This window comes from Aeromicrobium sp. IC_218 (genome assembly GCF_004336805.1).
Lineage (GTDB): Bacteria > Actinomycetota > Actinomycetes > Propionibacteriales > Nocardioidaceae > Aeromicrobium.
Genome location: NZ_SJXM01000015.1, coordinates 1 through 19,909, shown reverse-complemented (window position 1 = coordinate 19,909; position 19,909 = coordinate 1). Strand labels below are relative to the sequence as shown.

The 19,909-nt window shown below is 70.3% G+C and carries 30 protein-coding genes; 26 read left to right on the top strand and 4 right to left on the bottom strand.

The window, feature by feature from the left end:
• Positions 1-8 precede the first annotated feature (8 nt).
• Complete coding sequence (locus tag E0W78_RS14295; RefSeq protein WP_131404608.1) at positions 9-608, bottom strand: hypothetical protein; 600 nt, start codon at positions 606-608, stop codon at positions 9-11.
• Between the two features lie 484 nt (positions 609-1,092).
• Between E0W78_RS14295 and rpsJ the strand changes: the two genes are divergently transcribed.
• The 24 genes from rpsJ to map all read left to right on the top strand — a co-directional run bounded on the left by rpsJ (position 1,093) and on the right by map (position 13,631).
• Positions 1,093-1,401, top strand: a complete 309-nt coding sequence (gene rpsJ / locus E0W78_RS14290) for a 30S ribosomal protein S10 (protein ID WP_007078637.1) — start codon at positions 1,093-1,095, stop codon at positions 1,399-1,401.
• A gap of 14 nt (positions 1,402-1,415) precedes the next feature.
• Positions 1,416-2,072, top strand: a complete 657-nt coding sequence (gene rplC, locus E0W78_RS14285) for a 50S ribosomal protein L3 (RefSeq protein ID WP_131404607.1) — start codon at positions 1,416-1,418, stop codon at positions 2,070-2,072.
• Positions 2,073-2,076: 4 nt separating this feature from the next.
• On the top strand, positions 2,077-3,021 hold the full coding sequence (gene rplD / locus E0W78_RS14280) for a 50S ribosomal protein L4 (protein ID WP_131404606.1): 945 nt from the start codon (positions 2,077-2,079) through the stop codon (positions 3,019-3,021).
• Positions 3,018-3,323 (top strand): 50S ribosomal protein L23, encoded by a 306-nt coding sequence (gene rplW, locus E0W78_RS14275; RefSeq protein ID WP_131404605.1) that lies wholly within the window; start codon positions 3,018-3,020, stop codon positions 3,321-3,323. The genes rplD and rplW overlap by 4 nt, the downstream gene beginning before the upstream one ends.
• A 21-nt stretch (positions 3,324-3,344) precedes the next feature.
• Positions 3,345-4,175: a 50S ribosomal protein L2 gene (gene rplB / locus E0W78_RS14270; protein WP_131404604.1), complete on the top strand. Its 831-nt coding sequence runs from the start codon at positions 3,345-3,347 to the stop codon at positions 4,173-4,175.
• A gap of 14 nt (positions 4,176-4,189) precedes the next feature.
• Positions 4,190-4,471 (top strand): 30S ribosomal protein S19, encoded by a 282-nt coding sequence (gene rpsS / locus E0W78_RS14265; RefSeq protein ID WP_038951459.1) that lies wholly within the window; start codon positions 4,190-4,192, stop codon positions 4,469-4,471.
• Entirely contained in the window at positions 4,468-4,890 is a 423-nt protein-coding gene (gene rplV / locus E0W78_RS14260) for a 50S ribosomal protein L22 (RefSeq protein ID WP_131404603.1), read from the top strand. The genes rpsS and rplV overlap by 4 nt, the downstream gene beginning before the upstream one ends.
• The gene (gene rpsC, locus E0W78_RS14255) at positions 4,890-5,681 is read left to right on the top strand and encodes a 30S ribosomal protein S3 (RefSeq protein WP_131404602.1); all 792 of its coding nucleotides are present in this window, start codon (positions 4,890-4,892) and stop codon (positions 5,679-5,681) included. Before rplV ends, rpsC begins: the two co-directional genes overlap by 1 nt.
• Positions 5,681-6,097: a 50S ribosomal protein L16 gene (rplP, locus tag E0W78_RS14250; protein WP_019143639.1), complete on the top strand. Its 417-nt coding sequence runs from the start codon at positions 5,681-5,683 to the stop codon at positions 6,095-6,097. Before rpsC ends, rplP begins: the two co-directional genes overlap by 1 nt.
• Complete coding sequence (gene rpmC / locus E0W78_RS14245; RefSeq protein ID WP_131404601.1) at positions 6,097-6,327, top strand: 50S ribosomal protein L29; 231 nt, start codon at positions 6,097-6,099, stop codon at positions 6,325-6,327. Before rplP ends, rpmC begins: the two co-directional genes overlap by 1 nt.
• Positions 6,324-6,608: a 30S ribosomal protein S17 gene (gene rpsQ / locus E0W78_RS14240; RefSeq protein ID WP_020691490.1), complete on the top strand. Its 285-nt coding sequence runs from the start codon at positions 6,324-6,326 to the stop codon at positions 6,606-6,608. The genes rpmC and rpsQ overlap by 4 nt, the downstream gene beginning before the upstream one ends.
• A 10-nt stretch (positions 6,609-6,618) precedes the next feature.
• Positions 6,619-6,987 (top strand): 50S ribosomal protein L14, encoded by a 369-nt coding sequence (rplN, locus tag E0W78_RS14235; protein ID WP_019143636.1) that lies wholly within the window; start codon positions 6,619-6,621, stop codon positions 6,985-6,987.
• Position 6,988: 1 nt separating this feature from the next.
• Positions 6,989-7,351: a 50S ribosomal protein L24 gene (gene rplX / locus E0W78_RS14230; RefSeq protein WP_242686363.1), complete on the top strand. Its 363-nt coding sequence runs from the start codon at positions 6,989-6,991 to the stop codon at positions 7,349-7,351.
• A gap of 2 nt (positions 7,352-7,353) precedes the next feature.
• The gene (gene rplE / locus E0W78_RS14225; RefSeq protein ID WP_019143634.1) at positions 7,354-7,914 is read left to right on the top strand and encodes a 50S ribosomal protein L5; all 561 of its coding nucleotides are present in this window, start codon (positions 7,354-7,356) and stop codon (positions 7,912-7,914) included.
• A gap of 1 nt (position 7,915) precedes the next feature.
• Complete coding sequence (locus E0W78_RS14220) at positions 7,916-8,101, top strand: type Z 30S ribosomal protein S14 (protein ID WP_019143633.1); 186 nt, start codon at positions 7,916-7,918, stop codon at positions 8,099-8,101.
• A gap of 89 nt (positions 8,102-8,190) precedes the next feature.
• Positions 8,191-8,598, top strand: coding sequence for a 30S ribosomal protein S8 (gene rpsH, locus E0W78_RS14215; protein ID WP_038951457.1), 408 nt, complete (start codon positions 8,191-8,193; stop codon positions 8,596-8,598).
• A gap of 13 nt (positions 8,599-8,611) precedes the next feature.
• Positions 8,612-9,154, top strand: a complete 543-nt coding sequence (gene rplF / locus E0W78_RS14210) for a 50S ribosomal protein L6 (RefSeq protein WP_020691491.1) — start codon at positions 8,612-8,614, stop codon at positions 9,152-9,154.
• A 2-nt stretch (positions 9,155-9,156) separates the two neighbouring features.
• Positions 9,157-9,540, top strand: a complete 384-nt coding sequence (rplR, locus tag E0W78_RS14205) for a 50S ribosomal protein L18 (RefSeq protein ID WP_131404600.1) — start codon at positions 9,157-9,159, stop codon at positions 9,538-9,540.
• 40 nt (positions 9,541-9,580) lie between these two features.
• A complete protein-coding gene (rpsE, locus tag E0W78_RS14200; protein WP_131404599.1) occupies positions 9,581-10,183 on the top strand; it encodes a 30S ribosomal protein S5 in 603 nt (200 codons plus the stop codon).
• On the top strand, positions 10,183-10,365 hold the full coding sequence (gene rpmD, locus E0W78_RS14195) for a 50S ribosomal protein L30 (RefSeq protein ID WP_019143628.1): 183 nt from the start codon (positions 10,183-10,185) through the stop codon (positions 10,363-10,365). Before rpsE ends, rpmD begins: the two co-directional genes overlap by 1 nt.
• A 1-nt stretch (position 10,366) precedes the next feature.
• Complete coding sequence (gene rplO, locus E0W78_RS14190; protein ID WP_131404598.1) at positions 10,367-10,807, top strand: 50S ribosomal protein L15; 441 nt, start codon at positions 10,367-10,369, stop codon at positions 10,805-10,807.
• A gap of 135 nt (positions 10,808-10,942) precedes the next feature.
• On the top strand, positions 10,943-12,247 hold the full coding sequence (gene secY / locus E0W78_RS14185; RefSeq protein ID WP_131404597.1) for a preprotein translocase subunit SecY: 1,305 nt from the start codon (positions 10,943-10,945) through the stop codon (positions 12,245-12,247).
• Positions 12,247-12,810, top strand: coding sequence for an adenylate kinase (locus tag E0W78_RS14180; protein ID WP_131404596.1), 564 nt, complete (start codon positions 12,247-12,249; stop codon positions 12,808-12,810). The genes secY and E0W78_RS14180 overlap by 1 nt, the downstream gene beginning before the upstream one ends.
• Before the next feature lie 8 nt (positions 12,811-12,818).
• Positions 12,819-13,631, top strand: coding sequence for a type I methionyl aminopeptidase (gene map / locus E0W78_RS14175; protein WP_131404646.1), 813 nt, complete (start codon positions 12,819-12,821; stop codon positions 13,629-13,631).
• A gap of 90 nt (positions 13,632-13,721) precedes the next feature.
• Here map and E0W78_RS14170 read toward each other — a convergent pair whose 3' ends face one another.
• Positions 13,722-15,578 (bottom strand): CHAP domain-containing protein, encoded by a 1,857-nt coding sequence (locus E0W78_RS14170; RefSeq protein WP_165570520.1) that lies wholly within the window; start codon positions 15,576-15,578, stop codon positions 13,722-13,724.
• 182 nt (positions 15,579-15,760) lie between these two features.
• On the opposite strand from E0W78_RS14170, the gene E0W78_RS14165 reads away from it, so the two are divergent.
• Positions 15,761-17,239, top strand: a complete 1,479-nt coding sequence (locus E0W78_RS14165) for an MFS transporter (RefSeq protein ID WP_131404594.1) — start codon at positions 15,761-15,763, stop codon at positions 17,237-17,239.
• A 76-nt stretch (positions 17,240-17,315) separates the two neighbouring features.
• A complete protein-coding gene (locus E0W78_RS14160) occupies positions 17,316-18,629 on the top strand; it encodes a M20/M25/M40 family metallo-hydrolase (protein WP_131404593.1) in 1,314 nt (437 codons plus the stop codon).
• Here E0W78_RS14160 and E0W78_RS14155 read toward each other — a convergent pair.
• Both E0W78_RS14155 and sigK read right to left on the bottom strand, forming a co-directional pair.
• On the bottom strand, positions 18,626-19,345 hold the full coding sequence (locus E0W78_RS14155) for an anti-sigma factor (RefSeq protein ID WP_131404645.1): 720 nt from the start codon (positions 19,343-19,345) through the stop codon (positions 18,626-18,628). The genes E0W78_RS14160 and E0W78_RS14155 overlap by 4 nt on opposite strands.
• On the bottom strand, positions 19,342-19,908 hold the full coding sequence (gene sigK, locus E0W78_RS14150; protein WP_131404592.1) for an ECF RNA polymerase sigma factor SigK: 567 nt from the start codon (positions 19,906-19,908) through the stop codon (positions 19,342-19,344). The genes E0W78_RS14155 and sigK overlap by 4 nt, the downstream gene beginning before the upstream one ends.
• Position 19,909 lies beyond the last annotated feature (1 nt).

Here is a 19,909-nt window from a genome sequence, read left to right as displayed (position 1 = left end):
CGCGAAGCTCAGGACGTCGGCAGGTCGACCTTCCAGACCTTCGTCGGGATGGTCTGGTCGCTGCCGATGACGTTCGCGCCCAGGCGCTTGTACTGCAGCTGGTAGGCGTCGGCCCGCGTGTTCACCTGGAACGCCTGCCAGCCCGTGCCCTGCTCGCCGGCGTCGGGAGCCTCGAAGGGCGTGAACCCCGCGGCCTCCATGTCGCCGTCGACGATCGTGGTGCTCGCGCCGGCGAGCGTGCCGTCCGGGGTGTACAGCGAGAACACGCCCGACAGCCCGCCGGAGTACTTCTCGCCGGACGTGGCGTCGATCTGCACCAGCACCCACTCGCCGCCGCCCTCGGCGATGGCGGTGTTGGACGTCACCGGGAAGTCGCGCACGACGCCGGTGATCTTCACCGTGTCGCCCATGGCGTCGTCCTGGATGGTCTCGTCGACCTTCAGCTGCGTCTGCTCCGCGGCCGGGGCTCCGCTCGTCTCGGCGGGCTCCGGGGTCGCGCTGGTCTCCGCCGAGGCCGACGGGGTCGAGTCCGCGGACTCGGAGTCGTCGGAGCCGCCGCAGGCGGCGAGAGTCAGGACGGCGGCCGCGGCGAGGACGGCGAGGGGCATGGGACGCAAGCTGGCTCCTGGGAGGAAGCGGCGCCGGGTGGACGGACAGGACTCGTCCTGCGTGCCCCCGAGCACCAGATGAGAAAGTTGTCATGTTCACCCTGGCCGAGCCCGGGGGAGCGTGCCACCCGGGGCCGCGACGCGCCACGGACGCCGTGACGCAGGCCGCGCGGACCTGATTTGTGCTATCGGGGGATCGTCTGACAGACTAGTCAGGTTGCTCCGGTGGGTTCGCTGGGGCGTCGTCGCAGGATCTCCCCCTCGGGGCCGGGGTCAGCGACGTCGCCGGACCTGAGAACCTGCCTGGCTCGCGGAACCTCCTCGGAGGGGCTGCAGGCCCAACTCACCAACTCGAGATCGGCACATCGATGGCGCTGCGCGCCGCGACACGCCCGACCTCGGGGGTCGGAGGGGGAGTAGCCGTTCTCCCCCGGCCGGGGCGAGAACGACAAGCGGTAAACGACGAGAAGGACGAACTGAGAGCATGGCGGGACAGAAGATCCGCATCAGGCTCAAGGCCTACGACCACGAGGTGATCGACACCTCGGCGCGCAAGATCGTCGACACGGTCACGCGCACGGGTGCGAAGGTGGCCGGGCCGGTGCCGTTGCCGACCGAGAAGAACGTGTTCTGCGTGATCCGTTCGCCCCACAAGTACAAGGACAGCCGCGAGCACTTCGAGATGCGTACGCACAAGCGGCTCATCGACATCATCGACCCGACGCCCAAGACCGTCGACTCGCTCATGCGACTCGACCTGCCTGCCGGCGTCGACATCGAGATCAAGCTCTGAGGGGTAGACGACCTATGAGCACGACTTCCACCGCGAACGCGCGCGGCCTCCTCGGCCGCAAGCTCGGCATGACCCAGGTCTGGGACGCCGACAACCGCGTCATCCCCGTGACCGTGATCGCTGCCGACACCAACGTCGTCACGCAGATCCGCACGCAGGAGACCGACGGCTACACCGCCGTCCAGATCGGCTTCGGCGAGATCGCCGGCCGCAAGGTGAACAAGCCGGAGTCCGGCCACTTCGCCAAGGCCGGTGTGACCCCCCGCCGCCACGTCGTCGAGATCCGCACCGAGCTGATCGCCGACTACACGCTGGGCCAGGAGGTCTCCCCGGAGATCTTCGCCGCGGGCGACGTCGTCGACGTCACCGGCACCAGCAAGGGCAAGGGCTTCGCCGGCGTCATGAAGCGTCACGGCTTCGCCGGCGTGGGCGCCTCGCACGGCGCGCACCGCAACCACCGCAAGCCGGGCTCGATCGGTGGCTGCGCCACCCCGGGTCGCGTCTTCAAGGGCCTGCGCATGGCCGGCCACATGGGCACCGACACCGTCACCACGCAGAACCTCAAGGTTCACGCGGTCGACGTCGAGAAGGGCCTCATCCTCGTCAAGGGCGCCGTGCCCGGTCCCAAGGGCCAGCTCGTCGTCATCCGCAACGCCGCGAAGGGAGCCTGACGCCATGGCGAAGACCGTCGACGTCGACCTGCCCGTCGACCTGTTCGGTGCGCAGACGAACGTCCCGCTCATCCACCAGGTCGTCACCGCGCAGCTCGCTGCCGCCCGTCAGGGCACGCACGACACCAAGAGCCGCGGCGAGGTCCGCGGTGGTGGCAAGAAGCCGTACCGCCAGAAGGGCACCGGCCGCGCCCGTCAGGGCTCGATCCGCGCTCCCCAGTACACCGGTGGTGGCGTGGTGCACGGCCCGACGCCGCGCAGCTACGACCAGCGCACGCCCAAGAAGATGAAGGCCGCCGCCCTGCGCGGTGCCCTCTCGGACCGGGCCCGCTCGGGTCGCCTGCACGTCGTCGACAGCCTGGTCACGGGTGACAACCCGTCGACCAAGGCCGCCGTCGAGGCGCTGCTCGCCATCTCGACCCGTCCGCGCGTCCTCGTGGTCATCGACCGCAACGACGAGCTGACGATCAAGAGCCTGCGCAACGCCAAGCAGGTCTGGCTGATCAGCTACGACCAGCTCAACACCTACGACGTCGTCCGCAGCGACGACGTGGTCTTCACGCAGGCCGCGTTCGACGCCTTCGTCGCCGCTCGCTCGGCCGAGGGTGTCGAGACGGTCAAGCTGAGCGCCGCCGTCACCGAGGCCCCGGCTCCGGCCGCCGCCCCGAAGAAGGCCGCGCCCAAGAAGGCCGCCGCTCCCAAGGCCGAGACGACCGAGGCTCCGGCCGAGGCCGCCACCGAGGGTGCGACCAAGACCCAGCCGTACGGCCCGGGCTCGAAGGCGCCGCTCAAGAGCGGCAACGCGCCCAAGGGTCACGAGGTCAAGGGTGCTGCCGGCTCCTACTACACCGCGGACGACGCCGGCTACGCCGACGCCGAGGCCGAGGTGTGGTTCGACTCCGCCGAGACGGCCCAGGCCGCGGGCTTCACCGCAGGAGGTAGCAAGTGACCACGCAGCGCAAGGACCACCGTGACGTCCTGCTCGCCCCGGTCGTCAGCGAGAAGACCTACCGTCTGATCGAGGACAACAAGTACACCTTCGAGGTGCACCCGGACGCGAACAAGACCGAGATCAAGATCGCCGTGGAGAACATCTTCGGCGTCAAGGTCACGGCCGTGAACACGCTCAACCGCGTGGGCAAGGTCCGTCGTACCCGCACCGGCGAGGGCAAGCGCAAGGACACCAAGCGCGCCATCGTCTCGGTCGCGGCCGGCCAGACCATCGACATCTTCTCGGCGCCGAGCGCCTGAGACGACGAGGACTGATTTTCCATGGCTATCCGTAAGTACAAGCCGACCACCCCGGGCCGTCGTGGCTCGAGCGTGGCCGACTTCGCCGAGATCACCCGCACCACGCCGGAGAAGTCGCTGGTCGAGCCGCTGCCCAAGAAGGGCGGCCGCAACAACCAGGGTCGTATCACGACGCGTCACCAGGGCGGCGGTCACAAGCGCGCCTACCGCGTCATCGACTTCAAGCGTTACGACAAGGACGGCGTGCCGGCCAAGGTCGCTCACATCGAGTACGACCCGAACCGCACCGCCCGCATCGCGCTGCTGCACTACGCCGACGGCGAGAAGCGCTACATCATCTGCCCCGAGGGTCTGCGTCAGGGCATGACGGTGGAGTCCGGCACCGGTGCCGACATCAAGCCCGGCAACAACCTGCCGCTGCGCAACATCCCCGTCGGCTCGGTCCTGCACAACATCGAGCTCCGCCCCGGTGGCGGCGCGAAGATGGGCCGCTCGGCCGGTGCCCGCGTCCAGCTGGTCGCCCGTGAGGGCAACCGCGCGCAGCTGCGTCTGCCCTCGGGCGAGATGCGCTACGTCGACGTGCGCTGCCGCGCCACCATCGGCGAGGTCGGCAACTCCGAGCAGTCGAACATCAACTGGGGCAAGGCCGGCCGCAAGCGCTGGAAGGGCGTCCGCCCGACCGTCCGTGGTGTCGCCATGAACCCGATCGACCACCCGCACGGTGGTGGAGAGGGCAAGACCTCCGGTGGTCGCCACCCGGTCAGCCCCTGGGGCAAGCCCGAGGGCCGCACGCGCAAGCGCAAGGCCAGCGACCAGCTCATCGTCCGCCGTCGCAAGACCGGCAAGCGGTAAGGAAGGACTGACCCATGCCGCGTAGTTTGAAGAAGGGCCCGTTCATCGACGGCCACCTCGAGAAGAAGGTGGACGCTCAGAACGAGGCCGGAACCCACCAGGTGATCAAGACCTGGTCGCGCCGCTCGATGATCCTGCCGTCCTTCATCGGACACACGATCGCCGTGCACGACGGCCGGAAGCACGTCCCGGTCTTCGTCACCGACTCGATGGTCGGCCACAAGCTCGGAGAGTTCGCGCCCACGCGCACCTTCCGTGGCCACGAGAAGGACGACCGGAAGGCGAAGCGCCGATGACCGCCGCGACCCGTCAGAACTCCAGCGCCCGTCGGGACAGCCTCCTCGGTGACGAGGCCGGCTCCTTCGCGGTCGCGCGCTTCGTGCGCGTCACCCCGCAGAAGGCCCGCCGTGTGGCCGCGCTCGTGCGCGGCGCCGACGTCGACAGCGCCCTGGCGACCCTGCAGTTCGCGCCGCAGGCCGCCTCCGAGGTCTTCTACAAGCTCGTCGCGTCGGCCGTGGCCAACGCGACCAGCACCGAGGAGCTCGACCGCGCCAACCTCGTCGTGAGCAAGGTCCTCGTCGACGAGGGCCCGACCATGAAGCGTTGGCGGCCGCGCGCCAAGGGCGCTGCCAACCGCATCCTCAAGCGCACCAGCCACATCACCGTGGTCGTGCAGCCTGCGGACGACACGAACAAGAAGGGTGGGAACCGCTAGTGGGACAGAAGATCAACCCGCACGGCTTCCGACTGGGCATCTCGACCGACCACAAGAGCCGCTGGTACGCGGACAAGCTGTACAGCAGCTACGTCGGCGAGGACGTCAAGATCCGCAAGCTGCTGACCAAGGGCATGGATCGCGCCGGCATCAGCCGCGTGGAGATCGAGCGCACGCGTGAGCGTGTCCGCGTCGACATCCACACCGCGCGTCCGGGCATCGTCATCGGCCGCCGTGGCGCCGAGGCCGACCGCATCCGCGGCGACCTGGAGAAGCTCACCGGCAAGCAGGTGCAGCTGAACATCCTCGAGGTCAAGAACTCGGAGATGGACGCGCAGCTGGTCGCCCAGGGCGTCGCCGAGCAGCTCTCCGGTCGTGTGCAGTTCCGTCGCGCCATGCGCAAGGCGATGCAGTCGACCATGCGCTCGGGCGCCAAGGGCATCCGCATCCAGTGCTCGGGCCGTCTCGGCGGCGCCGAGATGAGCCGCTCGGAGTTCTACCGCGAGGGACGCGTGCCGCTGCACACCCTGCGTGCGGACGTCGACTACGGCTTCTACGAGGCCAAGACGACCTTCGGCCGCATCGGCGTGAAGGTCTGGATCTACAAGGGCGAGGTCGCCGGCACCCGCGCCGAGCGCGAGGCCGAGGCCGCCAAGCGCGCCGCGGCCCCCGGTGGTCGCCGTCCCGCCCGTGGTGGTCGTCGTCCCGAGCGTCCCGCTCGCGACGCGCAGGCCACCGAGGCTGCGCCCGCGGCCGAGGCCGCTGCGGCGCCGAGTGGAGAGGCCAGCTGATGCTGATTCCCCGCAGGGTCAAGTACCGCAAGCAGCACCACCCGAAGCGCCGTGGAATGGCCAAGGGTGGCACGCAGCTGGCGTTCGGCGAGTACGGCATCCAGGCCGTCGAGGGTCACTACGTGACCAACCGACAGATCGAGTCCGCTCGTATCGCCATGACGCGTCACATCAAGCGTGGCGGCAAGGTGTGGATCAACATCTACCCCGACCGTCCCCTGACCAAGAAGCCCGCCGAGACCCGCATGGGCTCGGGCAAGGGCTCGCCCGAGTGGTGGGTCGCCAACGTCAAGCCCGGACGCGTCATGTTCGAGCTGTCCGGCGTCCCGGAGGACGTGGCCCGCGAGGCGATGCGCCGCGCGATCCACAAGCTGCCCATGAAGGCCCGATTCATCACGCGAGAGGGTGATCAGTGATGGCGAACGCCACCACCGCCGCCGACCTGCGTGGCCTGTCGGCCGACGACCTGGCCGAGAAGCTGCGCGAGGCGAAGGAGGAGCTGTTCAACCTCCGCTTCCAGAACGCGACCGGTCAGCTCGAGAACAACGCCCGCCTGCGCACCGTCCGCAAGGACATCGCCCGGATCTACACGGTCCTGCGCGAGCGCGAGCTGGGCATCGTCGAGGACAACGAGGTCTCGGCATGAGCGCGAACAAGAAGGAAGATGCCGTGAACGAGCGGAGCGCCCGCAAGGTCCGTGAGGGCCTGGTCGTCAGCGACAAGATGGACAAGACCGTCGTCGTGAACGTCGAGGACCACGTCAAGCACGCCCTCTACGGCAAGGTCCAGCGCCGTAACACCAAGCTCAAGGCCCACGACGAGACCAACGCCGCCGGCGTCGGCGACCGCGTCCGCATCATGGAGACGCGACCGCTGTCGGCGACCAAGCGCTGGCGCGTCGTCGAGGTCCTCGAGAAGGCCAAGTAGGAGACGATCGATGATTCAGCAGGAGTCGCGACTCAAGGTCGCCGACAACACCGGTGCGAAGGAGATCCTCTGCATCCGTGTGCTCGGCGGCTCCGGCCGGCGCTACGCCGGCATCGGTGACACGATCGTCGCCACCGTCAAGGACGCCATCCCCGGCGGAAACGTCAAGAAGGGTGATGTCGTCAAGGCCGTCATCGTCCGGACCGTGAAGGAGCGCCGTCGTCCCGACGGTTCCTACATCAAGTTCGACGAGAACGCGGCCGTCATCCTGAAGGCCGACGGAGACCCGCGCGGCACGCGCATCTTCGGCCCGGTCGGCCGTGAGCTTCGCGACAAGAAGTTCATGCGCATCATCTCGCTCGCTCCGGAGGTGCTCTGAGATGGCTCTGTCCATCAAGAAGGGTGACCAGGTCAAGGTCATCGCCGGCAAGGACAAGGGTGTCGAGGGCAAGGTCATCGAGGTCCTGACCGACGCGCAGCGCGTCGTCGTCGAGGGCGTCAACCGCGTCAAGAAGCACACCAAGGCCGGCCAGCCCGGCGCCGGCACCACGGGCGGCATCATCACCGCCGAGGCGTCGATCCACGTCTCGAACGTGCAGCTGCTGGTCGACGGCGACGACGGCAAGACGACGTCGCGCGTCGGCTACCGCCGCGACGACGTCACCAAGCGTCGCCCCGACGGCTCCACGTACGAGGCCCAGCGCTCCGTGCGCATCGCCAAGAAGACCGGAAAGGAGATCTGAGCATGGCGACCACGACCGAGATCCCTCGTCTCAAGGCCCGCTACCGCGAGGAGATCCTCCCCGCGCTGCGTGACCAGCTCGAGATCAAGAACGTCATGCAGGTCCCCGGCCTGACCAAGATCGTCGTCAACATGGGTGTCGGCGACGCGGCCAAGGACGGCAAGCTGATCGAGGGCGCCGTGCGCGACCTCACCGCGATCACCGGCCAGAAGCCGCAGGTCACCAAGGCCCGCAAGTCCATCGCGCAGTTCAAGCTGCGCGAGGGCATGCCGATCGGCGCGCACGTCACGCTGCGCGGCGACCGCATGTGGGAGTTCCTGGACCGCCTGCTGACGCTGGCGCTCCCGCGCATCCGCGACTTCCGCGGCCTGTCGCCGAAGCAGTTCGACGGCCGGGGCAACTACACGTTCGGTCTCACGGAGCAGGTCATGTTCCACGAGATCGATCAGGACAAGGTCGATCGTCAGCGCGGCATGGACATCACCATCGTCACGACGGCGACCACCGACGAGGAGGGGCGCGCGCTCCTCAAGCTCCTCGGCTTCCCCTACAAGGAGAACTGACATGGCGAAGACTGCCCTCCGGGTCAAGCAGGCCCGCAAGCAGAAGTTCGCGGTGCGCGAGTACACCCGCTGCCAGCGCTGCGGTCGTCCGCGTGCGGTCTTCCGCAAGTTCGGCCTCTGCCGCATCTGCCTTCGCGAGATGGCGCACCGCGGCGAGCTCCCGGGCATCACCAAGAGCTCCTGGTAATTCACCTCTGATGCCGTAGGTCCTCCCACACCGTCCGCTCCGGCGGCTGGGACGGGATGTGAAACCGCGGCAGGAACGGAAACACAGCAATGACAATGACGGACCCGATCGCGGACATGCTCACGCGTGTGCGCAACGGCAACCAGGCGTACCACGACTCCGTGACCATGCCGTTCTCGAAGCTGAAGGCCGGCGTCGCCGAGATCCTGAAGCGCGAGGGCTACATCACCGACTTCTCGGTGAAGGAGCCCAGCGAGGGCGAGGTGGGCAAGTCGCTCACCATCACGCTGAAGTACGGCAAGCACCGCGAGCGCTCGATCGCCGGCATCCGCCGCATCAGCAAGCCGGGCCTGCGCGTGTACGCGAAGTCCAACAACCTGCCCAAGGTCCTGGGCGGTCTCGGCGTGGCGATCATCTCCACGTCCCAGGGACTGCTCACCGACCGTGAGGCCAACAGCAAGGGTGTAGGCGGAGAAGTCCTCGCCTACGTCTGGTGAGAGGGGACGTTTCATGTCGCGCATTGGCAAGATCCCCGTTCCCGTGCCCGCGAACGTCACCGTGACGATCGACGGCCAGGACGTCACCGTCAAGGGTCCGAAGGGCGAGCTCTCGCACTCGGTCGCCGAGCCGATCACCGTCGCCAAGAGCGAGGACGGATCGCTGCTCGTCGAGCGCCCGAACGACGAGCGTCGTAGCAAGGCCCTCCACGGCCTGTCGCGCACCCTCGTCAACAACATGATCGTGGGCGTCACCGACGGCTACGAGAAGAAGCTCGAGATCGTCGGCGTCGGCTACCGCGTGCTGGCCAAGGGCCCGTCCGCGATCGAGCTGAACCTCGGTTTCAGCCACTCGGTCCCGATCGAGGCGCCCGAGGGCATCACCTTCACCGTCGAGTCGGCCACGAAGTTCGCGGTCCTCGGCATCGACAAGCAGAAGGTCGGCGAGGTCGCGGCGAACATCCGCAAGCTGCGCAAGCCCGAGCCGTACAAGGGCAAGGGTGTCCGGTACGCCGGCGAGCGTGTCCTGCGCAAGGCCGGAAAGGCTGGTAAGTAACCATGGCGATCTCCATCAAGCACAACAAGACCGTCAAGGGCCGCACCGCGTCGCGCCTGCGTCGTCAGATCCGCGGCCGCAAGAAGCTCAGCGGCTCGGCCGAGCGTCCGCGCCTGGTCGTCACCCGCTCGAGCAAGCACATCGTCGCTCAGGTCGTCAACGACCTGGAGGGCCGCACGCTCGCGTCGGCCTCGACGATGGAGTCGGACCTGCGTTCGTTCGAGGGCGACAAGTCCGCCAAGGCGCGCAAGGTCGGCGAGCTCGTCGCCGACCGTGCGAAGGCCGCCGGCATCGACACGGTCGTCTTCGACCGCGCCGGCAACAAGTACGCCGGCCGTGTCGCCGCGCTGGCTGACGGCGCGCGCGAGAAGGGGCTGACGTTCTGATGACCGGCTGCACGAACATGACTGACAAGAGGAGTGCCTCATGAGCGGAACCCAGCGTCGAGGCGGCGGCGATCGCCGCGGCGGACGCGGCGGAGACCGCAACGCCGAGAAGTCCAACTACATCGAGAAGGTCGTCACGATCAACCGTGTCGCCAAGGTCGTGAAGGGTGGACGTCGCTTCAGCTTCACCGCCCTCGTGATCGTCGGTGACGGTGACGGCATGGTCGGTGTCGGCTACGGCAAGGCCAAGGAAGTCCCCACGGCCATCGCCAAGGGTGTCGAGGAGGCGAAGAAGAGCTTCTTCCGCGTCCCCCGCATCCAGGGCACCATCCCGCACCCGGTCCAGGGCGAGAAGGCGGCCGGCGTCGTCTTCCTGCGTCCGGCCTCGCCCGGTACCGGCGTCATCGCCGGTGGTCCGGTGCGCGCCGTGCTGGAGGCCGCTGGCGTCCACGACATCCTGAGCAAGTCGCTCGGCTCGTCGAACGCGATCAACATCGTCCACGCGACGGTCGAGGCGCTGCGTTCGCTCGAGTCCCCCGAGTCCGTGGCCGCGCGCCGTGGCCTCGAGGTCGAGCAGGTCGCCCCGGCGGCCCTGCTCAAGGCCGGCAAGGAGCCCTCGGCTCCGGCGGAGGTGACGGTCTGATGACCAAGCTGCAGGTCACCCAGGTCAAGTCGGGCATCGGTCGCCAGCAGAACCAGCGCCACACGCTGCGTTCGCTGGGCCTCAAGCGCATCGGCGACATCAGCGTCGTCGAGGACCGCCCCGAGATCCGCGGGATGATCAACACCATCCCGCACCTCGTCACCGTCGAGGAGGTCGACTGACATGACGCTCAAGCTTCACCACCTGCGTCCTGCCCCCGGCGCCAAGACCGCGAAGACCCGTGTGGGTCGCGGTGAAGGCTCCAAGGGCAAGACCGCCGGCCGTGGCACCAAGGGCACCGGTGCCCGCTACCAGGTGCCGGTCGGCTTCGAGGGCGGCCAGGTCCCGATCCACATGCGTCTCCCCAAGCTGAAGGGCTTCAAGAACCCCTTCCGCGAGGAGTACCAGGTCGTGAACCTGGACCGCATCTCCGAGCTCTTCCCCGAGGGCGGCGCGATCGACGTCGACGCCCTCGTGGGTGCGGGCGCCGTGCGCAAGGGCCACAAGGTCAAGGTGCTCGGCCAGGGCGACCTGACCGTCAAGGTCCAGGTCACCGCGCACAAGTTCTCGGCCTCGGCCAAGGACAAGATCGAAGCCGCCGGAGGCAGCACCACCGAGGTGTGAGTCCGTCACAGGATCCGCCGGGACCCCACGGGAGTCCCGGCGGATTTTGTGTCTTGTTAGAGTCTGCGAGGCGGGTCTGCCGCCCGCCCATCCATGGCCGCCCGGGGAGACCCCGGGCACTCGAGGAGGAACGTCGTGCTCAGCGCCTTCGCTAACGCGTTCAAGACGCCCGAGCTGCGTCGCAAGATGCTGTTCGTCCTGGGCATCCTGGTGCTCTTCCGACTGGGCTCGACCGTGCCCGCACCCGGCATCAACGTGCCGAACGTGCAGCGCTGCGTCGACCTCGCGTCGTCCGGTGACAACAGCAGCCTGTTCGCGCTGATCAACGTCTTCTCCGGCGGAGCACTGCTCCAGCTGACGGTGTTCGCGCTGGGCATCATGCCCTACATCACCGCCAGCATCATCCTTCAGCTGCTCGTCGTGGTCATCCCGCGACTGGAGGCGCTGAAGAAGGAGGGCCAGTCCGGCCAGGCCAAGATCACGCAGTACACGCGCTACCTGACCCTCGGTCTGGCCGTGCTGCAGGCCACCGGCATCGTGGCGCTCGCCCGCAGCGGCCAGCTCTTCGGCGGCATCGACTGCGGCGCCCTGCTCTACAACCAGGACAGCGTGCTGTCCTTCCTGCTCATCGTCCTGGTGATGGTCGCCGGCACGTCGGTGATCATGTGGTTCGGCGAGCTCATCACCGACCGCGGCGTCGGCAACGGCATGTCGCTGCTGATCTTCACGCAGGTCGTCGCCACGTTCCCCGGCGCCATGTGGCAGATCAAGCAGCAGAACGGCTGGACGACCTTCTCGATCGTCTGCCTGGTCGGCCTCGTCGTCGTCGCCGGCGTCATCTTCATCGAGCAGGCCCAGCGCCGCATCCCGGTGCAGTACGCCAAGCGCATGGTCGGACGCCGCATGTTCGGCGGCTCGTCCACCTACATCCCGCTCAAGGTCAACCAGGCCGGCATCATCCCGGTCATCTTCGCCTCGAGCCTCATGTACCTCCCGGCCCTGGCCGCGCAGTTCAACCAGGACAAGCCCTGGGCGCAGTGGATCAACGACAACTTCGTCAAGGGCGACCACCCGCTCTACATGACGGTGTTCGTCCTGCTCATCATCTTCTTCGCCTACTTCTACGTGTCGATCACCTTCAACCCGGAGGAGATCGCCGACAACATGAAGAAGTACGGCGGCTTCATCCCGGGCATCCGCGCGGGCCGCCCGACGCAGGAGTACCTCGGCTACGTCCTGAGCCGCATCACGGCTCCCGGCGCGACGTACCTGGCGCTCATCTCGCTGATCCCGATGATCGCGGTCGCGGTCCTCGGCGCAAGCCAGAACTTCCCGTTCGGCGGCACGACGATCCTCATCATCGTCGGCGTCGGCCTGGACACCGTGAAGCAGATCGAGAGCCAGCTCCAGCAGCGCAACTACGAAGGGTTCCTGCGTTAATGCGACTCCTCATCATGGGCCCGCCCGGTGCGGGCAAGGGCACCCAGGCCGTGCAGCTCGCCGAGCGCCTGGGGGCGGCCCACATCTCGACCGGTGACATCTTCCGGGCGAACGTCTCGCAGCAGACCGAGCTGGGCCGCACGGCCCAGCGGTACATGGACGCCGGCGAGTACGTGCCCGACGAGGTCACCAACGCCATGGTGAAGGACCGGCTCGCGCAGCCGGACGCGCAGGCCGGGTTCATCCTCGACGGCTACCCGCGCACGACCGACCAGGTCGCGACGCTCGACGCGATCCTCGACGAGCTGGGCACGAGCCTGGACGCCGTACTGTCGCTCAAGGTCGACCCCGAGGAGCTCATCGCCCGCCTGCTGAAGCGCGCGCAGGACAGCGGCCGCTCCGACGACACCGAGGACGTCATCCGGCACCGCCAGGACGTCTACGCCAAGGAGACGTCCCCGCTGCTCGCCGTCTACGCCGAGCGCGGCCTGCTGCGCGAGGTCGACGGCATCGGCTCGGTCGACGAGGTCGCTGGGCGCATCCACGCCGCCCTCGACCGCTGAGCTCCGTGCTGTTCGACCGCGGGATCGAGCTCAAGACCCCGGCCCAGCTGCGCGTCATGCGCGAGGCCGGCCTGGTCGTCGCCCACACGCTGGCCCGCCTGCGCGAGCAGGTCGCCGCCGGCATGACGACCGCCGACCTCGACGCGATCGCGCGTGACGCGATCGCCGAGCTGGGCGCGACGTCGAACTTCCTGGGCTACCACGGCTTCCCGGCCGTCATCTGCACGTCGGTCAACGACGAGGTCGTCCACGGCATCCCCGGTGACCGCGTGATCGCCGCGGGCGACGTCGTCTCGATCGACTGCGGCGCCGTCGTCGACGGCTGGCACGGCGACTCCGCGATCACCGTCGCGGTGGGGGAGGCCCCCGACCGTGTGCAGGGGCTGCTGGACGTCACCGAGCAGGCCATGTGGCACGGCATCGCGGCCCTGCGCGACGGCGGACGGGTCGGCGACGTCGGCCACGCCGTGCAGACCTACGTCGCCGCCCAGGGCGAGTACGGCATCGTCACCGGGTACACCGGCCACGGCATCGGCACGGCCATGCACCAGCCGCCGGACGTCCCGAACGTCGGTCGCCCGGGCAAGGGTGCGCGGCTGAAGGCCGGCATGGCCGTCGCGGTCGAGCCGATGATCACCCTCGGCACGTCGCAGACCCGCACGCTCGAGGACGACTGGACGGTCGTCAGCCTGGACGGGTCGTGGGCCGCCCACTTCGAGCACAGCGTCGCCGTCACTGCGGACGGGCTGTGGGTGCTGACCGCCCCCGACGGCGGCCGTGCCGCGCTCGAGGCGCTCGGCGCCCCGTACGCCGGCGACTGACCGGCGCGTCCCGCGACCGACGTACCGCGCCCGCCGCCCCGAGGGGACGGCGGGCGCGGTCGCGTCCGGCGGGCGTCGTGCCCGCCCGGCTCAGCGGACGGTGCCGGTGCGCCGGCTGGTGATCCGCTTGGTCGTGTAGCCCGACGAGCCGACCGTGACCTTCACCGACACCCGGTGGCCGCGGTCCGCCGTCGCGAGGCGGTACGTCGAGCTCGTCGCACCCTTGATCGAGCGGCCGTCGCGCAGCCACTGGTAGCGGACCGTGCGCTGCCCGGTGGTCGGGCGCTTGACCGCCACGGTCGCCTTGAGCTTGCCGCGCACCTTCGCGGTGCCCTTGACCGTCACCGAGGCGCTGATCGTGCCGTTGGCCACCCGGACGGTGGCCGCCGAGGTCGCGGTGGCGGCGTCGTACCCGGACGCGGTGCCCGTCACCTGCACCGAGATGCGCTTGCCGCGCAGCTGCGGGGTCAGCGTCAGGCGCGCGCCCGTCGCGCCGCTCACGACGCGTCCGTCGGCGAGCCAGCGGTACTGGTAGCGCGCACCCGGCGCCCACGACAGGCCGTTGACGGCCAGGTCGCGGCCCACCGCGGGCGTGCCGCGCAGCGTCGGGGCGGTGCGGCGCATGGTGCCGTTCACGATCGCCGACCCGGCCACGGACGTGGACGAGACGTCGACGTAGCCGCTGCGTGAGGCCGTGGTGACGACGGCGAGCCGCTTGCCGCGGTCCTGCGCCCGGGGCGTGTACGTGCGTCCGGTCGCGCCCGGGACGGGCACGCCGTCGAGCGTCCAGGCGTAGCGGACGGTGACGTCGTCGCGCGAGAACGCGGCGTCGGCCGTCGCGGTCGCGCCGACCGCGCCGCCGCCCTTGACCGTGGCGGGACGCTTGACCGTCAGGGTGCCGAACGGGACGGCGACGGCGACCGACGAGACGGTGGTGGTGCTGTAGGCCGCTCGGCTGGCCGACACGGCCACCGTGAGCTTCTTGCCCGCGGCCGAGCCGGGGACGGTCAGCGTCGCCGACGTGGCGCCGGGGATCGGCTTCCCGTCGGCCATCCACTGGTAGCGGAAGGTCGTGCCGGGGACGTTCCAGGTGCCGCTGGTGGCGCGGACGACCTGGTCGACGCGCGCGGTGCCGGACAGGGCGGGGCGGACCGTGGTGGCCAGGCTGCCGGGCAGGACCCGGCTGGCGGCGGAGTAGAGCGTGGACGTCTCGAGGGTGCCGCGCTTGACGACGACGCGGACGGACAGGGACTTGTCCAGCTGCTCCTGGGTCGGCTTGAACGACTGCGTGCCGGCGCCGGAGATCGACTTGCCGTCCGCCTGCCAGCGGTAGGTGATCGAGTCGGCGGCGACCTTCGGCGCGGGGGTGATGGTGGACGCGTTCAGCGTCGCGCCCACCTTGACCGTGCCCGACACCGTCGGCTTGGCCAGGTTCGGCAGGCTCATGACCAGGAAGCCGCTGGGCCAGCGACCGGAGTCGTCACGGTTGATCTGGCGCCAGCGCAGCATGGGGCCGCCCCAGCTGGACTCGGAGATGATGATCGACTTCGTGCCGACCTTCTCGACGTAGGCGACGTGGCCGGCCGACCCGCTGTACGGGAACCAGGCGATGGCGCCCACCGTCGGCGTCTGCGTCAGGTACTGCGACATCGCGACGCCCCAGTTCTTGGCGTTGCCGCTGCCCGACCACGGCCGGGTGCTGGTGACGCCCTGGCTGGTGATCAGGCGGTACGCGGCGTAGTTCGTGCAGTTCGCGCCGCTGAACATGTTCCAGTACATCTTGGTGTTCGCGGTGCCGTACCCGAAGTCGGAGTAGCCGGCCTTGCGGCACGCCTCCACCCCGGTGCACAGGGTGGCGCTCGCGGAGGCCGCGCTGCTGGGCGCGGCAGGGAGCAGGGCGGCCAGCACGGCACCTAGCACCAGGGCGGCAAGACGGGGTCGCGACACGCCGTGAGAGTACACGAAAAATCTCAACCTGGAATCGAGAGTTGGGACGGGAGTGACGGATGGGACCACCCGTCGATCCGTTCCCATCGGCCGGACGAGCCCCGACCTGAGCGCTGGGAGCGTCCCTCGGACGTCCGGGCGAACCGCCCCGCGTCGCCCCGTCCAGGGCATACGCTGCGCCGGTGAGCGACGACAAGACGACCGCCCCGCGCGCCCGCCGCGTGGGCTCCGTCGGCGCCGGGCTGGTGGGGGCCCTGGTGTTCGTGGAGCTGGTCAGCGGCTTCCTGCAGGGCTACTACACGCCACTGGCGACCGACGTGGCCCGCCACCTCGACGTCAGCGACGCCGACATCAACTGGCTGGAGGCCGCGCAGCTGCTGGTCTCCGCGCTGGTCGTGCCGGCGCTGTCGAAGCTGGGCGACCTGGTCGGGCACCAGCGCCTGCTGCTCGTCGCGGCCGTCGTCACGGCGGTCGCCACCTGGGGCATCGCGCTGTCGTCGAGCTTCCCGGCCTACCTCGTCTTCTGGGCGCTCCAGGGCGTCTTCACCGTCTGGCTCCCGCTCGAGGTCGCGCTCATCTACCGGCGCAGCATCGGCCTGCCCGACCGGGCGGCGGCCACCCGCCGGGCGACCGGCGTCATCGTCGCCGCGCTCGAGGCCGGGGCCATCGCCGGCGCCCTGAGCGCCGGTGTCTTCACCGGCCTGACCGACTCGCTGTGGATCGTGCTGGCCGTCCCGGCCGTGCTCACCACCGCCGTCGTGGTGGTCGTGCACCGCTACGTCGAGAGCGACCACGAGCGGGCCGAGGGCGTGCTGGACGGCGTCGGGCTCGCGCTGGTCAGCGTCAGCCTGCTCGCCGTGACCGGCGGGCTGTCGCTCGTCCGCCTGGTCGGCGCGGGATCGCCGTGGCCGTGGCTGACGATGGCCGCCGGCCTGGCGGTGCTGGTGCCGTTCGCGCGGCACGAGCTGCGCACCGCCGACCCGCTCATCGACCTGCGGGTCATGCGCCAGCCGGCGATGTGGCCCGTGCAGGCGACCGCGCTGCTGTTCGGCGTGAGCGTGCTCGGCGCGCAGATCCCGCTGTCGACCTTCGCGCAGACCGATCCGGACGAGTACGGGTTCGGGCTCGGCCTGGACTCGTCCAGCGTGGCCCCGATCATCGGCGGCTACGTGCTCTCGCTGCTCGTCGGCGCGCTGCTGTTCGGGCGGGTGTCGCAGGCGATCGCGCCGCGGGCCTGCCTCATCGGCGCCACCGGCCTGGTCGCCGTCGGCTACGCCGCGCTGGTGCCGCTGCACGACTCCGTCGCGCAGGTGCTGGCCTGCATCGTCGTCGCGGGCCTCGGGTCCGGGGCGCTGGTCGCCGCGCTGCCCGCGACCGCCGCGGCCGCCGCGCCCGAGGGACGCACCGGCGTCGCCACCGGCCTGACCAACACCGCCAAGACCGTGGGCGGCTCGTTCGCCTCGTGCGTCTTCGGCGTCGCCCTGGCCGTCGAGGCCGGCACGGTCGCGTCCGACCACACCGCCGGGTCGCTGTCGGGCTACTACACCGTGTGGATCGTGTGCTCGGCCACCGCGGTGGTGGCCACGGTGCTGCTGCTGTTCGTCCCGCGGCTGGCCTTCGCCGACCCGGACGCCGCCGCGGTGACGGAGGTGCTCCGATGAGCGAGCGCAGCGAGCGACGGTCCAGCACCGCGGTCGGCGGACGTCCGTACCGTTCGACCCTCACGGAGGTCCGCCGATGAGCGAGCGCGACGCCGCGGCGAACCTGGCCGAGCTGATCTCGTGCCGCACCGTCTCGGCCGCCGACGAGCGCGACGAGGCCGAGTTCGTCCGCTTCCGTGAGACGTTCGCCCGGCTGTACCCGCTGCTGCACGAGCGGCTCGAGCTGACGATGATCGGCGGCTCGATGCTGTTCCGCTGGCCCGGCCGGTCGGCGGAGAAGCCGATCGTCCTCATGGCCCACTACGACGTCGTGCCGGCGCCGGCCGAGCAGTGGCGACGGGACCCGTTCGACGGCGCCGTCGTCGACGGTGCGGTGTGGGGCCGCGGGGCGCTGGACGACAAGGGCCACCTGGTCGCCGTGGCCGAGGCGGTCGAGCGGATGCTCGCCGACCGCGTGATCCTGGAGCACGACGTCTACCTGTCCTTCGGCGACGACGAGGAGGTCTTCGGCGACGGGGCCGGCCGCGTCGTCGACCACCTCGAGGCCGCGGGAGTCCGGCCGTGGCTGGTCAACGACGAGGGCGGGGCGGTCGTCGAGGGCGCGTTCCCCATGGTCAAGGGCCCGACCGCGATGATCGCCATCGTCGAGAAGGGCACGGTCGACGTCGAGCTGGTCGCCCGCGGTGCTGGCGGCCACGCCTCCACGCCGCCGCGCGACGGGGCCACCGCACGGCTCGCCCGCGCCATCGTCCGGCTCGAGGAGAACCCGGCGCCCGCCCGGTTGAGCGAGCCGGTGGTCGAGATGATGCGCCACCTGGCCGACCTGACCCCGGCGCCGGTGGGCGCCGTGCTGCGCCGCGCCGACAAGGTCAACCGGCCCATGGCGATGCTGCTGAGCCGGCTCGGACCCGAGACGAACGCGATCGCCCGCACGACCATGGCGGTGACGCGACTGTCCGGCAGCCCGGCCTCGAACGTGCTCGCGCAGGAGGCCCGCGCCACGGTCAACGTCCGGCTCGCGGTCGGGGACACCATCGAGCAGCTCACCGAGCGGCTCACGTCGCTTCTCGAGGGCCTCGACGTTGAGATCGCCTCGGCCCGGGGCGCCAACCCGCCACCGGTCTCGCGCACGGACAACGAGGCGTTCGCCCTGCTCAGCGACGTCATCGTCGAGGAGCTCGACGGGGCCGCGCCGGTGCCGTACGTCCAGACCGGCGGCACCGACAGCCGGCACTTCACGCGGATCAGCGACGCGGTCTACCGGTTCAGCCCGTTCGACATGACCCGCGAGCAGCGCGACGCGATCCACGCCGCCGACGAGCACCTGCGCGTCGACAGCCTGGAGCGCGGCATCGTGTTCTTCCGCGAGCTCCTGACCCAGCACGTCTAGGCGCGCGGCGTCTCCACCAGGGCGATCGGATCGGACGACGGACCGTCGGAGCCGCCGGCCGGCTCGACCGTGAGGGCGACGGCCGAGACCTGGTCGACGTCGTCCATCACGTGGGTGCCGACGGCGCCCTGCTCGTCGCGCGGCACGACGCCGGCGCTCACCATCTCGTCGCCGACCTGGGTCCACATCTGGTAGTCCTGGTCGTCGCCGAGCTCGGGCAGGTCGGCGAGCACCATCACGGCGCGGTCGGCCTCGGCCGACACCACCACCTTGACGGTGCCGCCGCCGCGCGCCTCGGTGGTCGCGAGCTCGGCGTCCGGAGCGGCCAGCACGCGGTTCACCTCGGACTGGTGGACGCGGAGCTGCTCGGCCTCCTGGTGCTGGTCGACGGCGTAGACCGTCACGCCGCCCAGCACGGCGGCGGCGACGGCCGCCGCGGCCAGCGAGCCGGCCAGGCGCCGGCGGCGCCGCATCGGCACGACGACCGGACGCTCCTGCGGCGTCCGGCGGACCTGGTCGAGCACGGCGGCGCGCAGGTGGTCGGGCACGGGGACGGACGCCGCGTCGCCCAGCCGCGCGGCGGTCGCCTCGAAGCCGCGGACCTCCTCGGCGCAGTCGGGGCACTCGGCCAGGTGCTGCTCGAAGGCGCGGCGCTCGTCGTCGTCCAGGGCGTCGAGCGCGTAGGCGCCGCTCAGCAGGTGCGGGTCGATGGTCATGCGGGCACCCCCAGGCAGTCGCGCAGGCGGATGAGTCCGTCGCGCATGCGGGTCTTGACGGTGGCCGGGTTGGCCTCGAGCAGGGACGCGACCTCGGCGTAGGTGTAGCCGCGGTAGTAGGCCAGGTTCACGGCCTCGCGCTGCAGGTCGGTGAGCGAGCCCAGGCAGCGACGCACCTGCTCGTGCTCCAGGCGCGTCGTCACCTCCTCGACGACCTCGTCGTGCTCGGGGCCGCCGGTCCAGTCGTAGCGCTTGTCGCGGTCGGCCGCGGCCTGGTCGTGACGCACGGCGTCGACGGCGCGGCGGTGCGCGAGGGTGAGCACCCAGGTGCGGGCGCGGCCGCGGTCGGCGTCGAAGCGGTGGGCGCGCTGCCACACCTGCAGGAAGACCTCCTGGGCCACCTCCTCGGAGCGGGCGGGGTCGCGCAGGACGCGGCGCACGAGGCCGAGCACCGCGGGGGCGAGCTCGTCGTACAGCGCCGCGAACGCCTTCTCGTCGCCGCGCGCGACCCGGTTCAGCAGCGCGTCCGCGGACGGCTCCGGGTCGACCGCGACGGCCCGCAGG